The organism is Saccharibacillus sacchari DSM 19268 (assembly GCF_000585395.1).
Classification (GTDB): Bacteria; Bacillota; Bacilli; order Paenibacillales; family Paenibacillaceae; genus Saccharibacillus; species Saccharibacillus sacchari.
The window spans coordinates 1,556,351-1,573,673 of sequence record NZ_KK073875.1 but is presented as its reverse complement, the minus strand read 5'-3'; the positions used below and the strand labels follow the sequence as shown (position 1 = coordinate 1,573,673).

General features: G+C 54.3%; 14 protein-coding genes, 1 rRNA gene and 1 riboswitch. All 15 genes read left to right on the top strand.

Annotated features, from left to right (window positions below; genetic code table 11):
• Positions 1–88: 88 nt before the first annotated feature.
• The 15 genes from rrf to purF all read left to right on the top strand — a co-directional run bounded on the left by rrf (position 89) and on the right by purF (position 16,967).
• Positions 89–205, top strand: a 5S ribosomal RNA gene (rrf, locus tag SACSAC_RS06755).
• A 967-nt stretch (positions 206–1,172) separates the two neighbouring features.
• Complete coding sequence (locus tag SACSAC_RS28375; RefSeq protein WP_037292238.1) at positions 1,173–2,963, top strand: right-handed parallel beta-helix repeat-containing protein; 1,791 nt, start codon at positions 1,173–1,175, stop codon at positions 2,961–2,963.
• A 331-nt stretch (positions 2,964–3,294) separates the two neighbouring features.
• Positions 3,295–4,044 carry an RNA polymerase sigma factor gene (locus tag SACSAC_RS06745; protein WP_051506926.1) on the top strand — a complete coding sequence of 250 codons (750 nt, stop codon included), beginning with the start codon at positions 3,295–3,297 and terminating at the stop codon, positions 4,042–4,044.
• Positions 4,045–4,142: 98 nt separating this feature from the next.
• Positions 4,143–4,736, top strand: coding sequence for an ATP-dependent Clp endopeptidase proteolytic subunit ClpP (gene clpP / locus SACSAC_RS06740; RefSeq protein WP_037284829.1), 594 nt, complete (start codon positions 4,143–4,145; stop codon positions 4,734–4,736).
• 157 nt (positions 4,737–4,893) lie between these two features.
• Positions 4,894–6,078, top strand: coding sequence for a GNAT family N-acetyltransferase (locus tag SACSAC_RS06735; RefSeq protein WP_051506925.1), 1,185 nt, complete (start codon positions 4,894–4,896; stop codon positions 6,076–6,078).
• Between the two features lie 109 nt (positions 6,079–6,187).
• Positions 6,188–6,484 (top strand): DUF1294 domain-containing protein, encoded by a 297-nt coding sequence (locus SACSAC_RS06730; RefSeq protein ID WP_051506924.1) that lies wholly within the window; start codon positions 6,188–6,190, stop codon positions 6,482–6,484.
• A 146-nt stretch (positions 6,485–6,630) separates the two neighbouring features.
• A complete protein-coding gene (locus SACSAC_RS06725; protein ID WP_037284827.1) occupies positions 6,631–7,065 on the top strand; it encodes a universal stress protein in 435 nt (144 codons plus the stop codon).
• Positions 7,066–7,358: 293 nt separating this feature from the next.
• Positions 7,359–7,460, top strand: a riboswitch (purine riboswitch).
• 290 nt (positions 7,461–7,750) lie between these two features.
• Positions 7,751–8,233 carry a 5-(carboxyamino)imidazole ribonucleotide mutase gene (purE, locus tag SACSAC_RS06720; RefSeq protein WP_037284825.1) on the top strand — a complete coding sequence of 161 codons (483 nt, stop codon included), beginning with the start codon at positions 7,751–7,753 and terminating at the stop codon, positions 8,231–8,233.
• Positions 8,230–9,408, top strand: coding sequence for a 5-(carboxyamino)imidazole ribonucleotide synthase (purK, locus tag SACSAC_RS06715; protein WP_037284823.1), 1,179 nt, complete (start codon positions 8,230–8,232; stop codon positions 9,406–9,408). The genes purE and purK overlap by 4 nt, the downstream gene beginning before the upstream one ends.
• 507 nt (positions 9,409–9,915) lie before the next feature.
• Positions 9,916–11,214, top strand: coding sequence for an adenylosuccinate lyase (gene purB / locus SACSAC_RS06710; RefSeq protein ID WP_037284821.1), 1,299 nt, complete (start codon positions 9,916–9,918; stop codon positions 11,212–11,214).
• A gap of 37 nt (positions 11,215–11,251) precedes the next feature.
• Complete coding sequence (locus tag SACSAC_RS06705; protein ID WP_037284819.1) at positions 11,252–12,157, top strand: phosphoribosylaminoimidazolesuccinocarboxamide synthase; 906 nt, start codon at positions 11,252–11,254, stop codon at positions 12,155–12,157.
• Positions 12,158–12,330: 173 nt separating this feature from the next.
• Entirely contained in the window at positions 12,331–12,573 is a 243-nt protein-coding gene (gene purS, locus SACSAC_RS06700; protein WP_037284817.1) for a phosphoribosylformylglycinamidine synthase subunit PurS, read from the top strand.
• A 5-nt stretch (positions 12,574–12,578) separates the two neighbouring features.
• Positions 12,579–13,268 carry a phosphoribosylformylglycinamidine synthase subunit PurQ gene (purQ, locus tag SACSAC_RS06695; RefSeq protein ID WP_037284816.1) on the top strand — a complete coding sequence of 230 codons (690 nt, stop codon included), beginning with the start codon at positions 12,579–12,581 and terminating at the stop codon, positions 13,266–13,268.
• A complete protein-coding gene (purL, locus tag SACSAC_RS06690) occupies positions 13,246–15,507 on the top strand; it encodes a phosphoribosylformylglycinamidine synthase subunit PurL (RefSeq protein ID WP_037284814.1) in 2,262 nt (753 codons plus the stop codon). Before purQ ends, purL begins: the two co-directional genes overlap by 23 nt.
• Entirely contained in the window at positions 15,492–16,967 is a 1,476-nt protein-coding gene (gene purF / locus SACSAC_RS06685) for an amidophosphoribosyltransferase (protein WP_037284811.1), read from the top strand. The genes purL and purF overlap by 16 nt, the downstream gene beginning before the upstream one ends.
• Positions 16,968–17,323: the final 356 nt, after the last annotated feature.

Here is a 17,323-nt window from a genome sequence, read left to right as displayed (position 1 = left end):
ACAACTTCGAACAGACGCGAAGAGATCGTTTCGGATCCGGTTTTCAAGGTGCAAACCTTGTGCGTAGTTGAGCTTCAACTACAAATGGTTTGGTGGTGATGGCAGAGGGGTTCCACACGTTCCCATCTCGAACACGACCGTTAAGCCCTCTAACGCCGATGGTACTTGGACCGCAGGGTCCCGGGAGAGTAGGAAGCTGCCAAGCCAGTGAGCAAGAGCCTTTACCGGCATATACGGTAAAGGCTCTTTTTCTGTTTTTAATTTTGAAGGATCTGAATGATCTCGGTAAAGTTATCCCCAAACTATACAGGTTTCCAGCAGAACCTCAAGATGTTGTGAGTGAGAGTTATTGAAATCATCTTGTTGTTCACATCTTCTCCACAGTATCGGTATAACCTTCTGCTTATCCCCAGAGTTCCTACGCCAAACTAAAATTCTTATTCACAATAGACTACAATATGGAAACCTTCAATAGAAAGCCCCACCCCTTTCTCCTATAGATATCCACGTATTGTCCCCAAATCGCGGAATCTCAAAAATACATAGCTTCAATCGTATATATATGCACGTGTGAACAGGAATAATGTCTCTTTTTCTACCGATTGTCTTCCTAGTTTTCCTATTCTTCAAGTTGTTTTTCTCCCTCCAAAGGCATATTTGTGTTTTTCTTCACATCTCAAAAATTTCCAATTTTCATTTTTTTATTTTACGAACAAACTTTCGATCAATTTTTAATATAAGTTTCTTTAAGCAAGCAAAAGTATCTATTTTCTTCATTATTATAGGTATATATGGAATTTATCTGGGTAGAATCGCACGGGATCATGATTTAAATCCCGGGATTTTCTGTGCATTCAGTTGGGGTTTTTTCCAAAAATGTGGGCCTTTCGATTCGTTAAATACCGCTGCTGTAACTTCCTGAAACCTGCCGTCGATATAAAGAACATAAGCACACCGCTTCAGGGCGAAAGAGTAAAGCGAAAATGAATATACATGCATATTCATTTCGAAACGCCGCAGTTGAAGCAGTCACAACTATCTAATAATCGTTTTCGCGCTTAAGCGATCATCGTAGCAAAAGCCGGTTTTGAGCCCAGGGGCGGAGGAGAAGCCGGATTGTCATCATGTCACTGTTCACTTTTCAGCATTTAACATCATTGGAGGGATACATCTTGAAAAGAAACAAGATCATCATCGCGATTGCAGCAATTTCACTAGGACTCGGTAGCGGGTTTGGAACTTTGGGACAAGCACATGCCGCTTCTTCGGAAACTTACAAGGCTTCGCCGGACTTCAGCAAAACAGCACAAGGCCTGAAAGGTTGGTATTATCAGCAAGCGGCAGGCACAGCATATTCGGATCTCGCTTATGATGGAAATCAAAAAGTATGGAGCGCACCATCCGGTTTCCCATGGGTAGCAGCCAGCTCGCAGTATCCAAGCGATACAACAGACGCGGTTCGCAAATGGGTAGCGCCGGGTCCGGGAACAATCGAGATTACGGGGATCGTGAAAAAAAGCGGAAATAAGGGCGACGGTATCATTGCAAGTGTTACAAAAGACAGCACGGTGCTTTGGAGTGCACTGATCAAAACGAAAACCGGCGAAAAGCCTCAAAATGTCGGAGCGATTCCGGTACAAGCGGGAACTGCCATCTACTTCACTGTTAATAAGAACGGTACAACTGAAGACGACGAGACATTGTGGAATCCGAGCATTTCCTTTACGCCTGGAGAAGTAACACCGACGGAGCCAACAGAGCCAACTACGCCAACAAATCCAACAGAGCCAACTACGCCAACAGACCCGACGCCAACGAATCCGACAGAACCGACGACACCAACGGATCCGACACCAACGAATCCAACAACGCCTACTGATCCAACGCCAACAATCCCGACAACGCCTACTGACCCTACACCGACCGTACCAACGAACCCAGCACCTGCAGGATTGTCGGTTACAGATTTCGGAGCAGTCGCTAATGACGGAAAAGACGATTACGCAGCGTTTGTAGCAGCAGCTAAGGCAGCAAAGGAACAAAAGAAAACCTTGTATGTTCCAGCGGGCGAATTCACGCTCAGCAAAATCCTGACGATCGACAGCATCCGTCTTGAAGGCGCAGGGAAAGAATCGACTGTACTGGTATCCACGAATCCAGATGGTGGTTCAATCGATCTGAAAGGTGACGGCGTGCAACTTCGCAATCTTAAGCACGCTTACCAAACAACGATTCCAAGAGGTAACGGCGCGCATGACAAAAATAGCATCACGGTTCGCAGCGCAACAAACTTCGTAATCGACAACGTATATGTAAGCAAGTCCAGCACGGCAGGAATCATGATGGCTTATGGTTCGAACAACGGGGTTGTATCCAATAACGTAGTTGAAAATACAGGCGCGGACGGCATTCACATGACCACGGAAAGCCATCACATCACGGTTGAGAACAATACAGTTACGGGTGTAGGCGATGACGGTATCGCGGTTGTCAGCTATGGAACAAGCCCGACACCGGTTAATAACATCACGATTCGCGGAAATAACATTGGGAACTTCTCGAAGGCTCGCGGGATTTCGGTTGTAGGCGGAGTGGACGTACTGATCGAAAATAACAAAGTGGCAGACACTATGATGGCAGGCATCTATATCTCGGTCGAGGGATCTTACAACACGCTGAACGTAGATCGCGTTAAAGTTATCAACAACACCATTCACCACACCGGTATCCAAGAACCGCAAAATCATCCGAACGTGCTGGTTTACGGGGGAAAAGGTACAATCGACAACGTGGAATTCATCGGCAACACCATCACTGACGGCGCGCATCGCGGTATTGGCGTCTGGGGTGACGGCACAGTGAAAAAAGTAAAATTCGAACGTAACACGCTAGTCAACAAAAACGGCGCAGCTACAACTTTCAAGAACGGGATTATCACGCTTGTTGATAACATCGGCTTCTAATATTTTTCAAATCCGCGCAATGCCGATCTGAAAAATACTACTGTTCCAAATCTTCTCTCACAAAGATTTGTTTCGCGGGGACCAGGTCGCAACTGGTTCCCGTTTTTTATGCCGATTTTATCCCGTTATTCAAAGTTATAGGCCGCACCGTTTTTCCGAAATGGGGTTCCGGATTGTTTAAAAATGTTTATACAGAGTTATAACCCTACTATAGAAGCGTGAAACACGAATCGAAAAAAAGTTTAAAATAAAAAACAGAACTCAGAGTATCGTTTGGATTCATTGATTCGTTTAAGCTATTGAATCCGACGGAGAGGAGGAGACGAGAAGAATGGAACACGGTCTAACCAGAGAAACAAAGCGACATGACGAGTTTGCGCAATTGATTGAGGAGCATAACGAGGCGCTTGGGAAGTATTGTCGATTTCTAACGGGTTCGGCAGTAGACGGACAGGATCTTTTACAGGAGGCATGGCTTAAAGCGTGGACAGGGTTTCGTGAAAAAGGCGGAGCCAGAAATCGAACTTATTTGCGCAGTATCGCCTATCATGCCTGGATTGATCGGGTTCGTAAAGGAAAAGATGAGGCTGTGTTTGATTCGATCAAGGAGGAAGGCCATGCGTATGCAGCCGACCCGCTGCGACTATGGGCAGCAGCCGATCGCCTTGTTCGCGTGCTGACACCGGACCAGCGAACGGTATATTTGTTGATGGACTATCTGCGTTTTACGGCGGCAGAAACGGCTGAGTTGCTCGGCACAACAGAAGGCGGCGTCAAAGCCTCCCTGCATCGAGCGAGAAAAAAGCTGGACAAGCGGCGCCAGCCGGAGCAGGAAGGGACGGAGCCTTTAATAGAATCAAATGATGCGGACGAACAGGCTGTTTTTGCTTATATGCAGGCGATTCAACTTCAGGATGTACGTGCGCTGATGGTGCTGTGGAACGGCGGTAGCGGGGAAGAAGCTTCACTGGCCGTTCGCTGCGGCACGCCTGTGCGCATCCGTGAAGCCCGAGTGGACAAGATGCAGCTGCGCGGGCGTTCAAGCGTTCGTTCTTCCCTTCGTCTCCGATTAGCAGCTTGACCGATCTTACAGTTGATCGAGGCAAGTTGCAGGCTGCTTCACACGCAGTTATCCGGCTCGGATATTATCCTTTTCATAATCTGAAGGAGGCATGGCCGGTGAGTACATTCATTCCTTACGTCGTAGAGCAAACGAGCCGCGGCGAACGATCTTACGATATTTATTCCAGACTGCTGAAGGACCGGATCGTCTTTTTGGGTTCGGCGATCGATGATCAGGTGGCCAATAGCATTACGGCGCAATTGCTGCTGCTTGAAGCGGAAGACCCGGAGAAGGATATTTATTTTTACATCAACAGCCCCGGAGGCGTGACCACGTCCGGTTTTGCCATTTACGACGCGATGCGACACATCAAGCCGGACGTGCATACGATTTGTACGGGGATGGCGGCATCCTTTGCTGCGATTTTGCTGTTGTCCGGAGCTGAGGGAAAACGCGGAGCGCTGCCGAATAGCGAAATCATGATTCACCAGCCTCACGGCGGCGCGCAGGGGCAGGCCAGCGATATCGCAATCAGTGCCAAGCGAATCATCCGGACGCGTGAGCGGTTAAACGAGATTGCTGCTCTGCATACGGGCCAGCCTCTTGAACGGATTGCGCGGGATATGGACCGGGATTACTTTATGTCGTCGCAAGAAGCGTTAGAATACGGCGTCATCGATCGGATTATCGACCGTTCGCGAAGCGTCTAGCATCATGACCGGTAATTAGACGATAAAAGGACCATTATCAATGATACAGACCCTTTGCGATGAGCAAATGGGTCTTTTTTGATCTTTTCACGCAGGAACTTGCTTGTAAACGGAGAAGGAAGTAAGGCCGAGATTCCGAGACGAGAGGAGATAGATAATGATGGAAATCAGACGCCTGACCGATCAGGATTTCGATGCCGGTATCGCTTTGGCCGAATATGCGTTTTTGTATACATTGAACGAGCAGCAGAAGGAAGAGCGTCGCAAACGATTCGGAGATGAAGCGGTGTGGGGAGTTTTTGAAGGTCCGGACCTGTGCGCGAAGCTTGCGCTCATTCCGCTTGAAGTCTATGTCCATGGGAAAAAGATTAAAATGGGCGGGATCGGCGGCGTTGCGACGTGGCCGGAAAAGCGTCGTCAAGGCATGGTATCGCAGCTGCTGCGCCGATCCTTGGAGGAAATGAAAAAAGAGGATCAACTGTTATCCTATTTGCATCCGTTCTCCGTGGCTTTTTACCGGAAATACGGGTGGGAGCTGTTCACGGATAACAAAAATTATGCGATTCCTGTTGAAAAGCTGCCGGCGCGCAAAAATGTGCCGGGACGCGTGGTGCGTGAAGTGCGGGATATTGATACGTTGAAGTCGGTGTATGACCGTGCCGTGATTCGTTACAACGGTCCTGTGGTGCGCAGTCGCGAATGGTGGGAGCAGCGGGTGATGAACGGCATCCCGTATACGGCAGTCTATTATAACGAAGCAGATGAGCCGGAAGCTTACGTGTTATATGCGATTGAGGATCGGAAATGGATCACGGAAGAGATTTTTTGGATCAACGAGACGGCTAGGCAGGGATTGTGGGATTTTATCATCAACCATGATTCCAAGCTCAAAGAGCTTCAAATGAAGCTGCCGGTGGATGATCCGTTGTCCTTGTTGCTGCCTGATCCGATGGTTAAGCAGGAGATCGAACCGTTCTTTATGGCGAGAATCGTGGATGTGGTTAAGTTTGTCGACGCCTATTCATTTGCCGAGTCTGCGGGAGACCATCGCTTTATTCTTCATATCGAGGATCGGCATGCGCCGTGGAACGAGGGGGATTGGGAGTGGAAGGTTTCGCAATCGGGAGCAGGCAAGTTGGAGAAGTTCGATTATACTGAAGCTTCGTCCGCAGACGCGGCCAATATTAGGGTCCCAATCGGAATCCTGACCGCGATGCTGCTCGGATACCGCCGTCCATCAGAGCTTCAGCGTATCGGTCTGCTGGAGACTTCCGAGGAAACGGCGCGCCTTTTGGATATGCTGATTCCGGTACGAACTCCGTATATGGCGGATTACTTCTGAACAGTTTGCGCACAGACAGGGGATAACCGAGCAATCGGACGCCAATCGAAAAATTATCCACATGTGGATAAACGAAAGTCCAACGCGTAACGAGAGAAGGGGAAAAAGAATGACATTGACGATCCCGGTAAGCGTTATTGTGCTGACAAGCTGGTTGCTCGTGCTGAACGTCATCGCGTACGCGGTTATGGCTTCCGACAAGCGCCGGGCAAAACGGAGCAAACGCAGAGTGCCGGAACGAACGTTATTTACATGGGCGGCTGTCGGGGGAGCGCTCGGGATTTGGATTGCAATGAGGTCAAAGCGGCACAAAACCCAACACAATTCGTTTCGGTTTGGCGTGCCTGCGTTGCTTTTGCTGAATATTGCGGTGTACGGGGCGCTATTCTATGTATTTCTGCGTTAAAGCTTGACTAAGAAAGGAAAAGCAAGCAAGATGTTTGATTCTCCTTTTCCAAAGGGTAATAATGAATATGAACGGACAACGGATTCTTGCCAGAAAAAGAGTCGGTTGGAGTCCGAATTCGAAAGGGAAGAAAGAGGTGCTTCAATATGCTGTTCTCTAAAGTTCTGGTAGCCTACGACGGCTCGAAAGCTTCGAATAAAGCGCTCGATCGCGCGGCTGCGCTGGTCAAAGCTTCGCCGGACGCCGTGTTGGAAGTGCTGCATATTTACGATTACCCGCGCTTTTTCGTCGGCGACGGCATTGCGCCGGTTCCGGGCAGCGTGAATAAGGAATTTTTCGATCTGGCGGAGCAAACGGTGGAAGAAGCGCGTCGCCGCCTTCAAGAAGCCGGCGTGGACGCTCGGATCGAGATGCGCCAGGGAGCGCCGGCCGTGCTGATTCTCGAGTATGCCAAAGAGCTGAATGCCGATCTGATCGTCATCGGAAGCCGGGGCTTGGGCGCGATTCGCGAGTTCGTGCTCGGCAGCGTCAGCCATAACGTGGTTCAGCAGGCGCAAATTCCGGTACTGGTCGTCAAATAAGCAGGAACGTTCGACAAAAAGAGCCGTTTAAAGGTTTTAGATCAAGAAAATGAATGGAAGGTTCGGAAGCGCGCTGCGTTTTCGGGCCTTTTTTATATCCGCAATTTTTACAATTCGAGCGGTATTTAGTGAAGGAATCGTAGGATTAGCAGATATTTCGCTTGCTGCTTGTGTAAAAACGAACATTCGGATTTTACGATTTTAAAATGTTCGGTTTTTAATTTGACACGGCATGTACGGAATTGTTAAACTGGAACTGAAGTCGGGCGTGTGGCAACCGCGCTTTCGACATATAACCGAATTGAACATCGTACCGTATAAAGCTGGGGATAAGGCCCGGCAGTATCTACCCGGGAACCGTAAATACCCGGACTACGGAAGCAACGAAGGGTCCGACGACTGTAGCTTGTTCGTTGAAGCTAGGGTTACGATCGGATTCGGTACAGGTCTGACCTGCCGCCGATCCCGCACGCTCTGTCTCGGACGAGAATCCGTCTTTCCGCCATAGGTTCTTTCATTTAGAAGGCCGACGGCGGGCGACGCGCATTTTCGTCTTTGCGCGCCCGTGCCTGACAACCCGCCGTTTCTTCCCGAGTCCGGATTCCCGAGAGATCATTGAGATTTTGCGGCGATTCCGGGCTTTTTTGATTTCGCACCGAAAAACGATCGATATGGAGCGTGAATTATGTCTTTGCAGGTAGCAGTCATTATGGGCAGTACGTCTGATTGGGAAACGATGCAGCATGCTTGTCAGATTCTCGAAGAGCTTCGGATTCCTTACGAAAAAAAGGTCGTCTCGGCTCATCGGACGCCGGACTTGATGTTCGAATATGCGGAGCAAGCGCGCGAACGCGGCTTTAAAGTCATTATTGCGGGAGCGGGCGGCGCGGCGCATTTGCCGGGCATGGTCGCGGCGAAAACTCCGCTTCCCGTGATCGGGGTGCCGGTTCAATCGGCTGCCCTGAACGGATTGGATTCGCTGCTGTCGATCGTGCAGATGCCGGGAGGCATTCCGGTGGCGACGGTCGCGATCGGCAAGGCAGGCGCGATTAACGCCGGATTGCTGGCGGCGCAGATCGTGGGAACCGCTGACGATGCGGTGCTGGATCGCGTCTCGGCCCGTCGCGCTAGAATCGAGCGCGAAGTGCTGGAAGCGGAGCTGCCATGACGACAGGCAAGCGAGAGGCTCGCGTGATCGAGCCGGGCAAGACGATCGGCGTGCTCGGCGGGGGCCAATTGGGCCGCATGATGGCGCTGGCGGGAGCGCCGCTGGGCTATCGCTTCGTGGCGCTGGACCCGGTAGCGGACGGACCTTGCGGCCAGGTGTCGGCGCAGATCGTCGCCGCGTACTCGGACAAGGAAGCGGCGGCTGAACTGGCCGCGCGGACGGACGTGATCACGTACGAGTTCGAGAACGTGGATGCGGAAGTGGCCGCTCTGCTGGAAGAGCGGTCGTATGTGCCGCAGGGCAGCCGACTGCTGTACACGACCCAGCACCGCCTGCGCGAGAAGGCGGCATTGGAAGCGGCGGGAGCGACGGTTGCGCCTTACGCGGCTGTGACAAGCGAAGCGGAATTGGACGCGGCGGTGGGGCGTCTGGGCACACCGTGTGTGCTGAAGACCGCGACCGGAGGCTATGACGGCAAAGGGCAGTTCGTCATTCGCGACCGCAGCGAGGTTGCCTCGGCTTACGCGGAGCTTGCGGCTTCGGGAGCGGAGCTGGTGTTGGAGCAGTTTATCGCGTTCCAATGCGAGATTTCGGTGATCGCGGCGCGCAGCTCGGCGGGCGAGACGAGCACGTTCCCGCCTGCGGAAAACATTCATCGCGGCGGCATCCTGCATGCTTCGATCGTTCCGGCGCGGGTTCCGGCGGGCATCCTGGCCGAAGCGGAACGGTTGGCAGCACAGATCGTCGAATCGTTCAATGCCGTCGGGCTGCTCGCCGTCGAGATGTTTTACGGCAAGGACGGCAAGCTGTACGTGAACGAAGTCGCGCCAAGGCCGCATAACTCGGGCCATTACACGATGGAAGCTTGCATCACTTCGCAGTTCGAGCAGCATGTGCGCGCGATCTGCGGATTGCCGCTCGGCAGTCCGGGGCTTCGGACGCCGGTTGTGATGGTCAACGTGCTCGGCGAGCATTTGGATGGCGTGAACAAGCTGATCCTGTCGCCGGAGAGCGTCGGAACGGACCTCGTGCGGCCGAAGTTCCATCTGTACGGCAAAGCCGAAGGAAAGACGGGGCGAAAGATGGGGCATATCAACTTGCTTTGCGGCGATACTGCCGATGCGCTGGCCTGGATCGACAACGCCGGCATCTGGCCGCTTGAAGACAGGCGTTAAGGTTCGATCGTTTGAAGCTTGAAGAAGCCTGAGCCGCGCAAGTTGCCTTTTTTACAATATTGTTGACCGTTTTAGAGCGTTATAAGGTTGCAGGCTGCAGAAAGTGCAATATTTTGGCCTGTATTCGGGCAAGCCGGCTGTTTTTAGTCCGTAATGTTGCAAAATATGCAGCATAGGTGGAAGAACGTCTTCTCCGGGAGCCGAAAAGTTGTATCTTGTGCAACATAGGCGCGCACGCACGCATCGGCAATCCTGTATCTTGAACTTTTTTATCCCGAACTCTTGCATCCCGAACGACGGCTGCGCCAAGCGGAAGCGGCGGCGCGAATTTCGGGCTTCGGACTTTCGGCGGACAGTTCTGTTGCCCGTAAATAGTTGCCGTCGACCCGACGGACCTTCAAGCGCGATCTCTTATATCACGCAATCTCTTATATAATGAAAGAAGGCTTCGCCCGATCCGATAGCGGCGGAGAACCTCAAAACTATTTTTTGGAGGCTATACCCCTTATGATCGAACGTTACAGCAGACCGGAAATGCGCAGTATCTGGAGCGAGGAAAACAAATTCAAAGCATGGCTGGAAGTCGAAATTTGCGCCTGCGAAGCGTGGGTGGAACTGGGCGTGATCCCGGCGGAAGACGTGCAAAAAATCCGCGATAACGCGACCTTCGATATCGACCGCATTTACGAGATCGAGCAGGAAACGCGCCACGACGTGATCGCGTTCACCCGCGCGGTATCCGAAAGCCTCGGCGAAGAGCGCAAATGGGTCCATTACGGCCTGACTTCGACAGACGTCGTGGATACGGCAATGGGGTATCTGCTGCTGCAAGCCAACACGATCCTGGAGCAAGATATCCTGAACTTCATCGAAATTCTGAAGGACAAGGCGATCGCTTACAAGAGCACGCCGATGATGGGTCGTACTCACGGCGTACACGCGGAGCCGACGACGTTCGGTCTGAAGATGGCGCTGTGGCACGAAGAGATGAAGCGCAACCTGGAGCGTTTCCGCCATGCGGCGGACGGCGTGCAGTACGGCAAAATGTCCGGCGCGGTCGGCACGTATGCCAACATCGATCCGCGCGTCGAAGAAATCGTGTGCGGCAAGCTGGGCACGAAAGCCGCTCCGATCTCGACGCAGACGCTTCAACGCGACCGGCACGCGGAATACATGGCTTCGCTCGCGCTGATCGCGACGTCGCTCGACAAGTTCGCAACCGAAGTTCGCGCCCTGCAAAAGAGCGAATTCCGCGAAGTCGAAGAAGCATTCGCGAAAGGTCAAAAAGGTTCGTCGGCGATGCCGCACAAACGCAACCCGATCGGTAGCGAAAACATTTCCGGCCTGTCCCGCGTCATTCGCGGCCATATGATCACGGCCTACGAAAACGTCGGGCTGTGGCACGAACGCGACATCTCGCACTCCTCGGCGGAACGCGTCATACTGCCGGACGCGACGATGCTGCTCAACTACATGCTGAACCGCTTCGGCAACATCATCAAAAACCTGACGGTGTTCCCGGAAAACATGAAGCGCAACATGGAGCGTACGTACGGCGTGCCGTTCTCCGGCCGCATCCTGACCAAGCTGATCGACTCCGGCATGAGCCGCGAAACGGCGTACGACACCGTGCAGCCGCGCGCGATGCAAGCTTGGGAAGAACAGCGCAGCTTCAAGGATATCGTACTGGCAAGTCCTGCGATTACGGACGTGCTGAGCGCGGAAGAGATCGAAGACGCGTTTAACCCGGCATGGCACTTGAAGCATGTCGATACCATCTTTGCGAAACTGGGCTTGAACGAGTAGGTCGGATCGAGCCTTTCATTGTTAAGGGGGAAAAGAAATGTTCGTATCTTCGCAGGCTCTCTCCACCGCCGAACATCTGGTGGACGCGTCGCTGCTGTATAAAGGAAAAGTACGCGAGCTTTACGATCTCGGCGAGCATTACCTGATCGTCGTGACCGATCGGATCTCCGCGTTCGACTATGTGCTCGATCCGGCAATCCCGTATAAAGGCGACGTGCTGAACAGCCTCAGCGCCTATTGGTTCGAACAAACGTCCGATCTGCTCGACAACCATGTCGTGCACACGGACGTGCTGAAGCTCGGCACGGTCGCCAAAGATCCGCTGGCGCTGAAAAACCGCATCATGGTCACCCGCAAAGCGGAACGCATCGATATCGAATGCGTCGTGCGCGGTTATATCACGGGCGGCGGCTGGCGGCAGTATCAAGCAAACGGCGCGGTCAACGGCATCGAGCTTCCGGCCGGACTGCGCAAAAACTCGCCGCTGCCGGAGCCGATCTTCACGCCTGCCGCGAAAAACGACGTAGGTCATGACGAAGATATCCCGTTCGAAAAAATGGAAGAACTCGTCGGCGCGGAACTGGCCGCGGAGCTGCGCGACAAAAGTCTCGCCCTGTACGAATTCGCCCGCAAAGCCTGCGCCGAAAAAGGCATCATCCTCGCCGACTGCAAATTCGAGTTCGGCCTGGTCGACGGTCAAGTCATCCTGATCGACGAGATTTTCACGCCGGACTCTTCCCGCTTCTGGGCGGAAGACAAGTACGCGCTCGACGTCGAGATCGACAGCATGGACAAAGAACCCGTGCGCGCGTACCTGTCCGGAACGGATTGGGACAAAAACAGCGCGCCCGACCCGCTTCCGGCGGACGTCGTTGAAGAAACGACGAAGCGCTACCTCGGCATCTACGAGCGCTTGACCGGCAAAAGCCTGCTCGGATTATAGTCTTTCGTTGAAATAAAGCCAATCAATCTCTGCACCGTCGTTCAAGCGTGTCCCGTCAGGGACGCAAGCGGCCTGCCGCACAACCCACCACTATCAAACAGCCGACTTCCCGATCCCACCTGCTTTTCGAACAGGCGAAAAGATTCGGGAAGGGCTTATCCAGGAGGACATTCATGAAAGCCAAAGTCTACGTTACCATCAAGCAAAGCGTACTCGATCCGCAAGGCGTTGCCGTTCAAGGCGCGCTGCACTCCCTCGGCTTCAACGAAGTGGAAAGCCTGCGCGTCGGCAAATACATGGAGCTCGAACTCGGCGACGTGAGCAAGGAAGCTGCCGGAGACCGCGTGAAGGAAATGTGCGAAAAGCTGCTGGCCAACACGGTCGTCGAAGACTACCGCTACGAACTGGAGGGTTAAACACCATGAAATTTGCAGTCCTCGTATTTCCCGGTTCCAACTGCGATATCGACTGTTACAAAGCGGTGGAAAACGTCCTCGGCGAGCCTGTCGATTACGTGTGGCACACGGCGACGGATCTGTCCGCCTATGATTGCATCCTCGTGCCGGGCGGCTTCTCGTACGGCGATTATCTGCGCTGCGGCGCGATCTCGCGTTTTGCTCCGGTCATGAATGAAGTGGCGAAGGCTGCCGAAGAAGGCAAGTTCGTGCTCGGCATCTGCAACGGTTTCCAGATTCTGACCGAAGCCGGACTGCTCCCTGGCGCGCTGCGCCGCAACATGTCGATGAAGTTCGCATGTCGCGACACGGTGCTGAAGGTGGAAAACAACGCAACGCCGTTTACCCGTGATTACGCGGCCGGCGAAGAAATCGTCATCCCGATCGCGCACGGCGAAGGCAACTATTACTGCGACGAAGAGACGTTGGAAGAGCTTCGCGCCAACAATCAAATCGCTTTCCGGTATAAAAGCAATCCGAACGGTTCGGTGGACGATATCGCGGGCATCACGAACAAAGCCGGCAACGTGCTCGGCATGATGCCTCACCCGGAACGCGCGGTTAACGAAATTCTCGGCACGACAGACGGCAAAAAGATGTTCACATCGATTATTAACGCTTGGAGGGAACAACATGACGCAGCAAATGTCCGTTAAGGAACCGACGGCGGAGCAAATCGCGGATCAGCAAATTTACAAACAGATGGGCGTATCGGACAGCGAGTTCGAGCTCATCTGCGGTTTTCTCGGCCGTAAGCCAAACTACACGGAAATCGGCGTTTTCAGCGTAATGTGGTCCGAGCACTGCGCGTACAAAAATTCGAAGCCGCTGCTGCGCAAATTCCCGGTCACGGGTCCTCGCGTCCTGATGGGACCGGGCGAAGGCGCGGGCATCGTCGACATCGGCGATAACCAAGCAGTCGTGTTCAAGATTGAAAGCCATAACCACCCTTCGGCGGTCGAGCCTTTCCAGGGCGCTGCGACAGGCGTGGGCGGCATTATCCGCGACATCTTCTCGATGGGCGCGCGCCCGATCGCGTCGCTGAACTCGCTGCGTTTCGGCAGACTTGAAAGCGACCGCGTCAAATACCTGTTCGAGCATGTGGTGAGCGGCATCGCGGGTTACGGCAACTGTATCGGCATCCCGACGGTCGGCGGCGAAGTCGTGTTCGACGAAAGCTACGAAGGCAACCCGCTCGTCAACGCGATGTGCGTCGGCCTGATCGACCACGACAAGATTCAGCGCGGCGTGGCAAAAGGCATCGGCAACCCGGTATTCTACGTCGGCCCTCCAACGGGACGCGACGGCATCCACGGCGCGACGTTCGCGTCGGAAGAGCTGACGGAAGAATCGCAAGAGCGCAAAACGGCGGTTCAGGTCGGCGATCCGTTTATGGAAAAGCTGGTTATGGAATCGTGCCTGGAACTGATCGACAGCGGCATCGTGGTCGGCATTCAGGATATGGGCGCGGCGGGTCTGACCTGCTCCAGTTCGGAAATGGCGAGCAAAGCGGGTAACGGTCTGGAACTGTACCTCGACCAAGTGCCGCAGCGCGAAGAAGGCATGACGGCGTACGAGATGATGCTGTCGGAGTCCCAAGAGCGCATGCTGTTCGTCGTCGAACCGAAAGACGAAACGCAGGCCATGGAAATCTTCGAGCGTTGGGGCGTCATTTGCGCGAAGGTGGGTAAAGTCACGGACGACGGACGTCTGAAGCTGCTGCATCACGGCGAAGTGGTTGGCGACATGCCGGTACACGCGCTTGTCGACGAATGCCCGATCTACGACAAACCTTCGAGCGAACCGGCTTACTATGCGAAAAACGCAACTGTCGATACGACGGCGTACAACGAAGTCACGGATCTGGGCGGCGCGTTGAAAAAGGTGCTGGGTTCGCCGAGCGTGGCGAGCAAAGCTTGGGTCTATGAGCAATACGATTACATGGTGCGCACGAACACGGCGGTACGTCCGGGCTCGGACGCGGCGGTCGTGACGATCGACGGCACGCGCAAAGCGTTGGCGATGACGACGGATTGCAGCGGACGTTTCGTGTATCTGGATCCTGAAGTGGGCGGACGCATCGCGGTCAGCGAAGCGGCGCGCAACATCGTCTGCTCCGGCGCGGAGCCGCTGGCGATCACGGATAACCTGAACTTCGGCAGCCCGGAAAAGCCGGAAATCTTCTGGCAGATGGAAAAAGCGGTCGACGGCATGGCCGAAGCTTGCCGCGAGTTGGATACGCCGGTTATCGGCGGCAACGTCAGCTTGTACAACGAAAACGCCAAAGGCTCGATCTACCCGACTCCGGTCGTGGGCATGGTCGGTCTGGTACACGACGTGGACCATATCACGACGCAGCATTTCAAAGGCGAAGGCGATATCCTGATCCTGACGGGCGTTACGAAAGCCGAGCTGGGCGGAACCGAGTTCCAACAAGTGGTGCACGGCGTGACGGAAGGACGTCCTCCGCAGCTGGATCTGGCAGTCGAAAAGAAACTGCTGAGCGGCGTGCTGGAAGCGATCCAAAGCGGCCTTGTGCGTTCGGCGCACGACTTGTCGGACGGCGGCCTTGCGGTTGCCGTAGCGGAAAGTTGCATCGGCGGCGGTCTGGGCGCGCAAGTCAGCATCCATACGGAAGAGATCGGCGAAGCGGGTCTTCGTCCTGATTTCGCATTGTTCAGCGAAAGCCAATCGCGCATCTTGCTGTCGGCGACGCCTGAAAACGCGGACGCGCTGTTGAGCGGACTTGCGGCGCACGGCGTGCCGGCTGCGAAGATCGGACGCGTGTCGGGACTGCAATTGCACATCACCGTGGACGGAAAAGAAGTACTCAGCGAAGAGATTCATACACTCAAACAGGTCTGGGAGGATGCGATTCCATGTCTGATGAAGTAAAGCAGCCGTTGTGGACGGGGGACTACTACAACGAGGGAATGGATCAGATCGATCCGTTCGACACCCTGCGCGAAGAATGCGGCGTGTTCGGGGTCTACGGACATCCGGACGCCGCGTCCCTGTCCTATTACGGTTTGCATGCACTTCAGCACCGGGGAGAGGAAAGCGCGGGGATTTGCGTCAGCAACGAAGATCACTTCAATTATCATCGCGGTTTGGGTCTGGTCAAAGAGGTTTTTGACAAAGACACGCTCGCCGGCCTTCAAGGAAAGCACTCGATCGGTCACGTACGGTATTCGACAAGCGGCGGCGGAGGATTGACCAACGCCCAGCCGCTGGTGTTCAAATACAAAGGCGGCGACCTCGCGGTCGCTACCAACGGCAATATCGTCAATGCTCCGGAAATCCGGCGCGAGCTGGAAGAGAGCGGTTCGATCTTCCAAACGACGAGCGATACGGAAGTCGTGGCCCACTTGATCGCCCGTTCGCCGAAAGATTTCGTCGAAGCGGCGAAAGACGCCATGAACCGGATCGTCGGCGGCTATGCGTTCATGCTGCTCACGCACGACAAGCTGCTCGTCACCTGCGACCCGAACGGACTGCGTCCGCTCACGATGGGCCGTCTCGGCGACGCGTATATCTTCACGTCGGAGACCTGCGCGCTCGAAGTTATCGGCGCGGAAAGCGTCCGCGACGTTCGTCCGGGCGAGATGCTGGTACTGGATCGGGACGGACTGCGCGAAGACCGCTTTACGCCGATGCAGCGCAAAGCGCTTTGCGCGATGGAGTACATTTACTTCGCGCGCCCGGACAGCGACATGAACGGTTCGAACCTGCACTCCGCCCGCAAACGGATGGGCAGCGTGCTGGCGAGAGAAAAGTTCGTCGACGCCGATCTGGTGACCGGCGTGCCGGACTCCAGCATCTCCGCCGCGATCGGTTATGCCGAGCAAACGGGCATTCCGTACGAGCTCGGCCTCATTAAAAACAAATACACCGGCCGGACCTTTATCCAACCGAGCCAGGAACTGCGCGAGCAAGGCGTCAAAATGAAACTGAGCGCCGTCCGCCGCGTCGTCGAAGGCAAACGCGTCGTCATGATCGACGATTCGATCGTGCGCGGCACGACGTCCCGCCGCATCGTGAACCTGCTTCGCGAAGCGGGCGCGACCGAAGTGCATGTCTGCATCACCTCGCCGCCTTTCAAAAACCCGTGCTTCTACGGCATCGACACCCCGGACAGCCGCGAACTCATCGCGTCTTCCCGCACCGTCGAAGAAATCCGCGAAGAAATCGGCGCCGATTCGCTTGCCTTCCTGAGCTACGAAGGCTTGATCGAAGCCGTGGACGGCGACGACCGTTCCGCATACAAAGGCGGATTGTGCATGGCCTGCTTCGACAACGATTATCCGACCCAGGTAGACTTCGGGGGAGAAGAAAAACTCGGATGCGGATGTTGATGTGATTGCTGGTTGTTTGAAGGGCGCTGCGGGTGGAGGGTGCCTTCCGATCGCTGTTTCAATCCGATTCCTTCATTAGATAACTTATTTAGAGGTAGGAATCGGATTTCAAAGGCGAGCATAGCTTATGCTTCCGATGCAGTTTTCCTACGGAAAACTTTTAGTTTCTTCAGGCTCCCTCCACCCTCCGCTGACTCCGACGCGCACGCCTCCTTTTTTGTGGGTAGGGTAGAGGGCAGGGCTGCTTTCTCCTTTTCTCGAAAAAGCAAGACGCTAGTCGCTATCCTTTGCTGTGTAGGTCTTGGCTCGCTTCGCAGAAGCCGAGCCGCACTTGACCCTAAGCTGATTCGAAGCGA

Excerpts from the sequence above, each read along its gene's own strand:
- purQ (WP_037284816.1), top strand. The coding sequence starts at position 12,579 with ATGAAATTTGCAGTCCTCGTATTTCCCGGTTCCAACTGCGATATCGAC.
- SACSAC_RS06725 (WP_037284827.1), top strand. The coding sequence starts at position 6,631 with ATGCTGTTCTCTAAAGTTCTGGTAGCCTACGACGGCTCGAAAGCTTCG.
- SACSAC_RS06735 (WP_051506925.1), top strand. The coding sequence starts at position 4,894 with ATGATGGAAATCAGACGCCTGACCGATCAGGATTTCGATGCCGGTATC.
- SACSAC_RS06705 (WP_037284819.1), top strand. The coding sequence starts at position 11,252 with ATGTTCGTATCTTCGCAGGCTCTCTCCACCGCCGAACATCTGGTGGAC.
- purF (WP_037284811.1), top strand. The coding sequence starts at position 15,492 with ATGTCTGATGAAGTAAAGCAGCCGTTGTGGACGGGGGACTACTACAAC.
- SACSAC_RS06730 (WP_051506924.1), top strand. The coding sequence starts at position 6,188 with ATGACATTGACGATCCCGGTAAGCGTTATTGTGCTGACAAGCTGGTTG.
- purL (WP_037284814.1), top strand. The coding sequence starts at position 13,246 with ATGACGCAGCAAATGTCCGTTAAGGAACCGACGGCGGAGCAAATCGCG.
- purS (WP_037284817.1), top strand. The coding sequence starts at position 12,331 with ATGAAAGCCAAAGTCTACGTTACCATCAAGCAAAGCGTACTCGATCCG.
- SACSAC_RS06745 (WP_051506926.1), top strand. The coding sequence starts at position 3,295 with ATGGAACACGGTCTAACCAGAGAAACAAAGCGACATGACGAGTTTGCG.
- purB (WP_037284821.1), top strand. The coding sequence starts at position 9,916 with ATGATCGAACGTTACAGCAGACCGGAAATGCGCAGTATCTGGAGCGAG.
- purE (WP_037284825.1), top strand. The coding sequence starts at position 7,751 with ATGTCTTTGCAGGTAGCAGTCATTATGGGCAGTACGTCTGATTGGGAA.
- purK (WP_037284823.1), top strand. The coding sequence starts at position 8,230 with ATGACGACAGGCAAGCGAGAGGCTCGCGTGATCGAGCCGGGCAAGACG.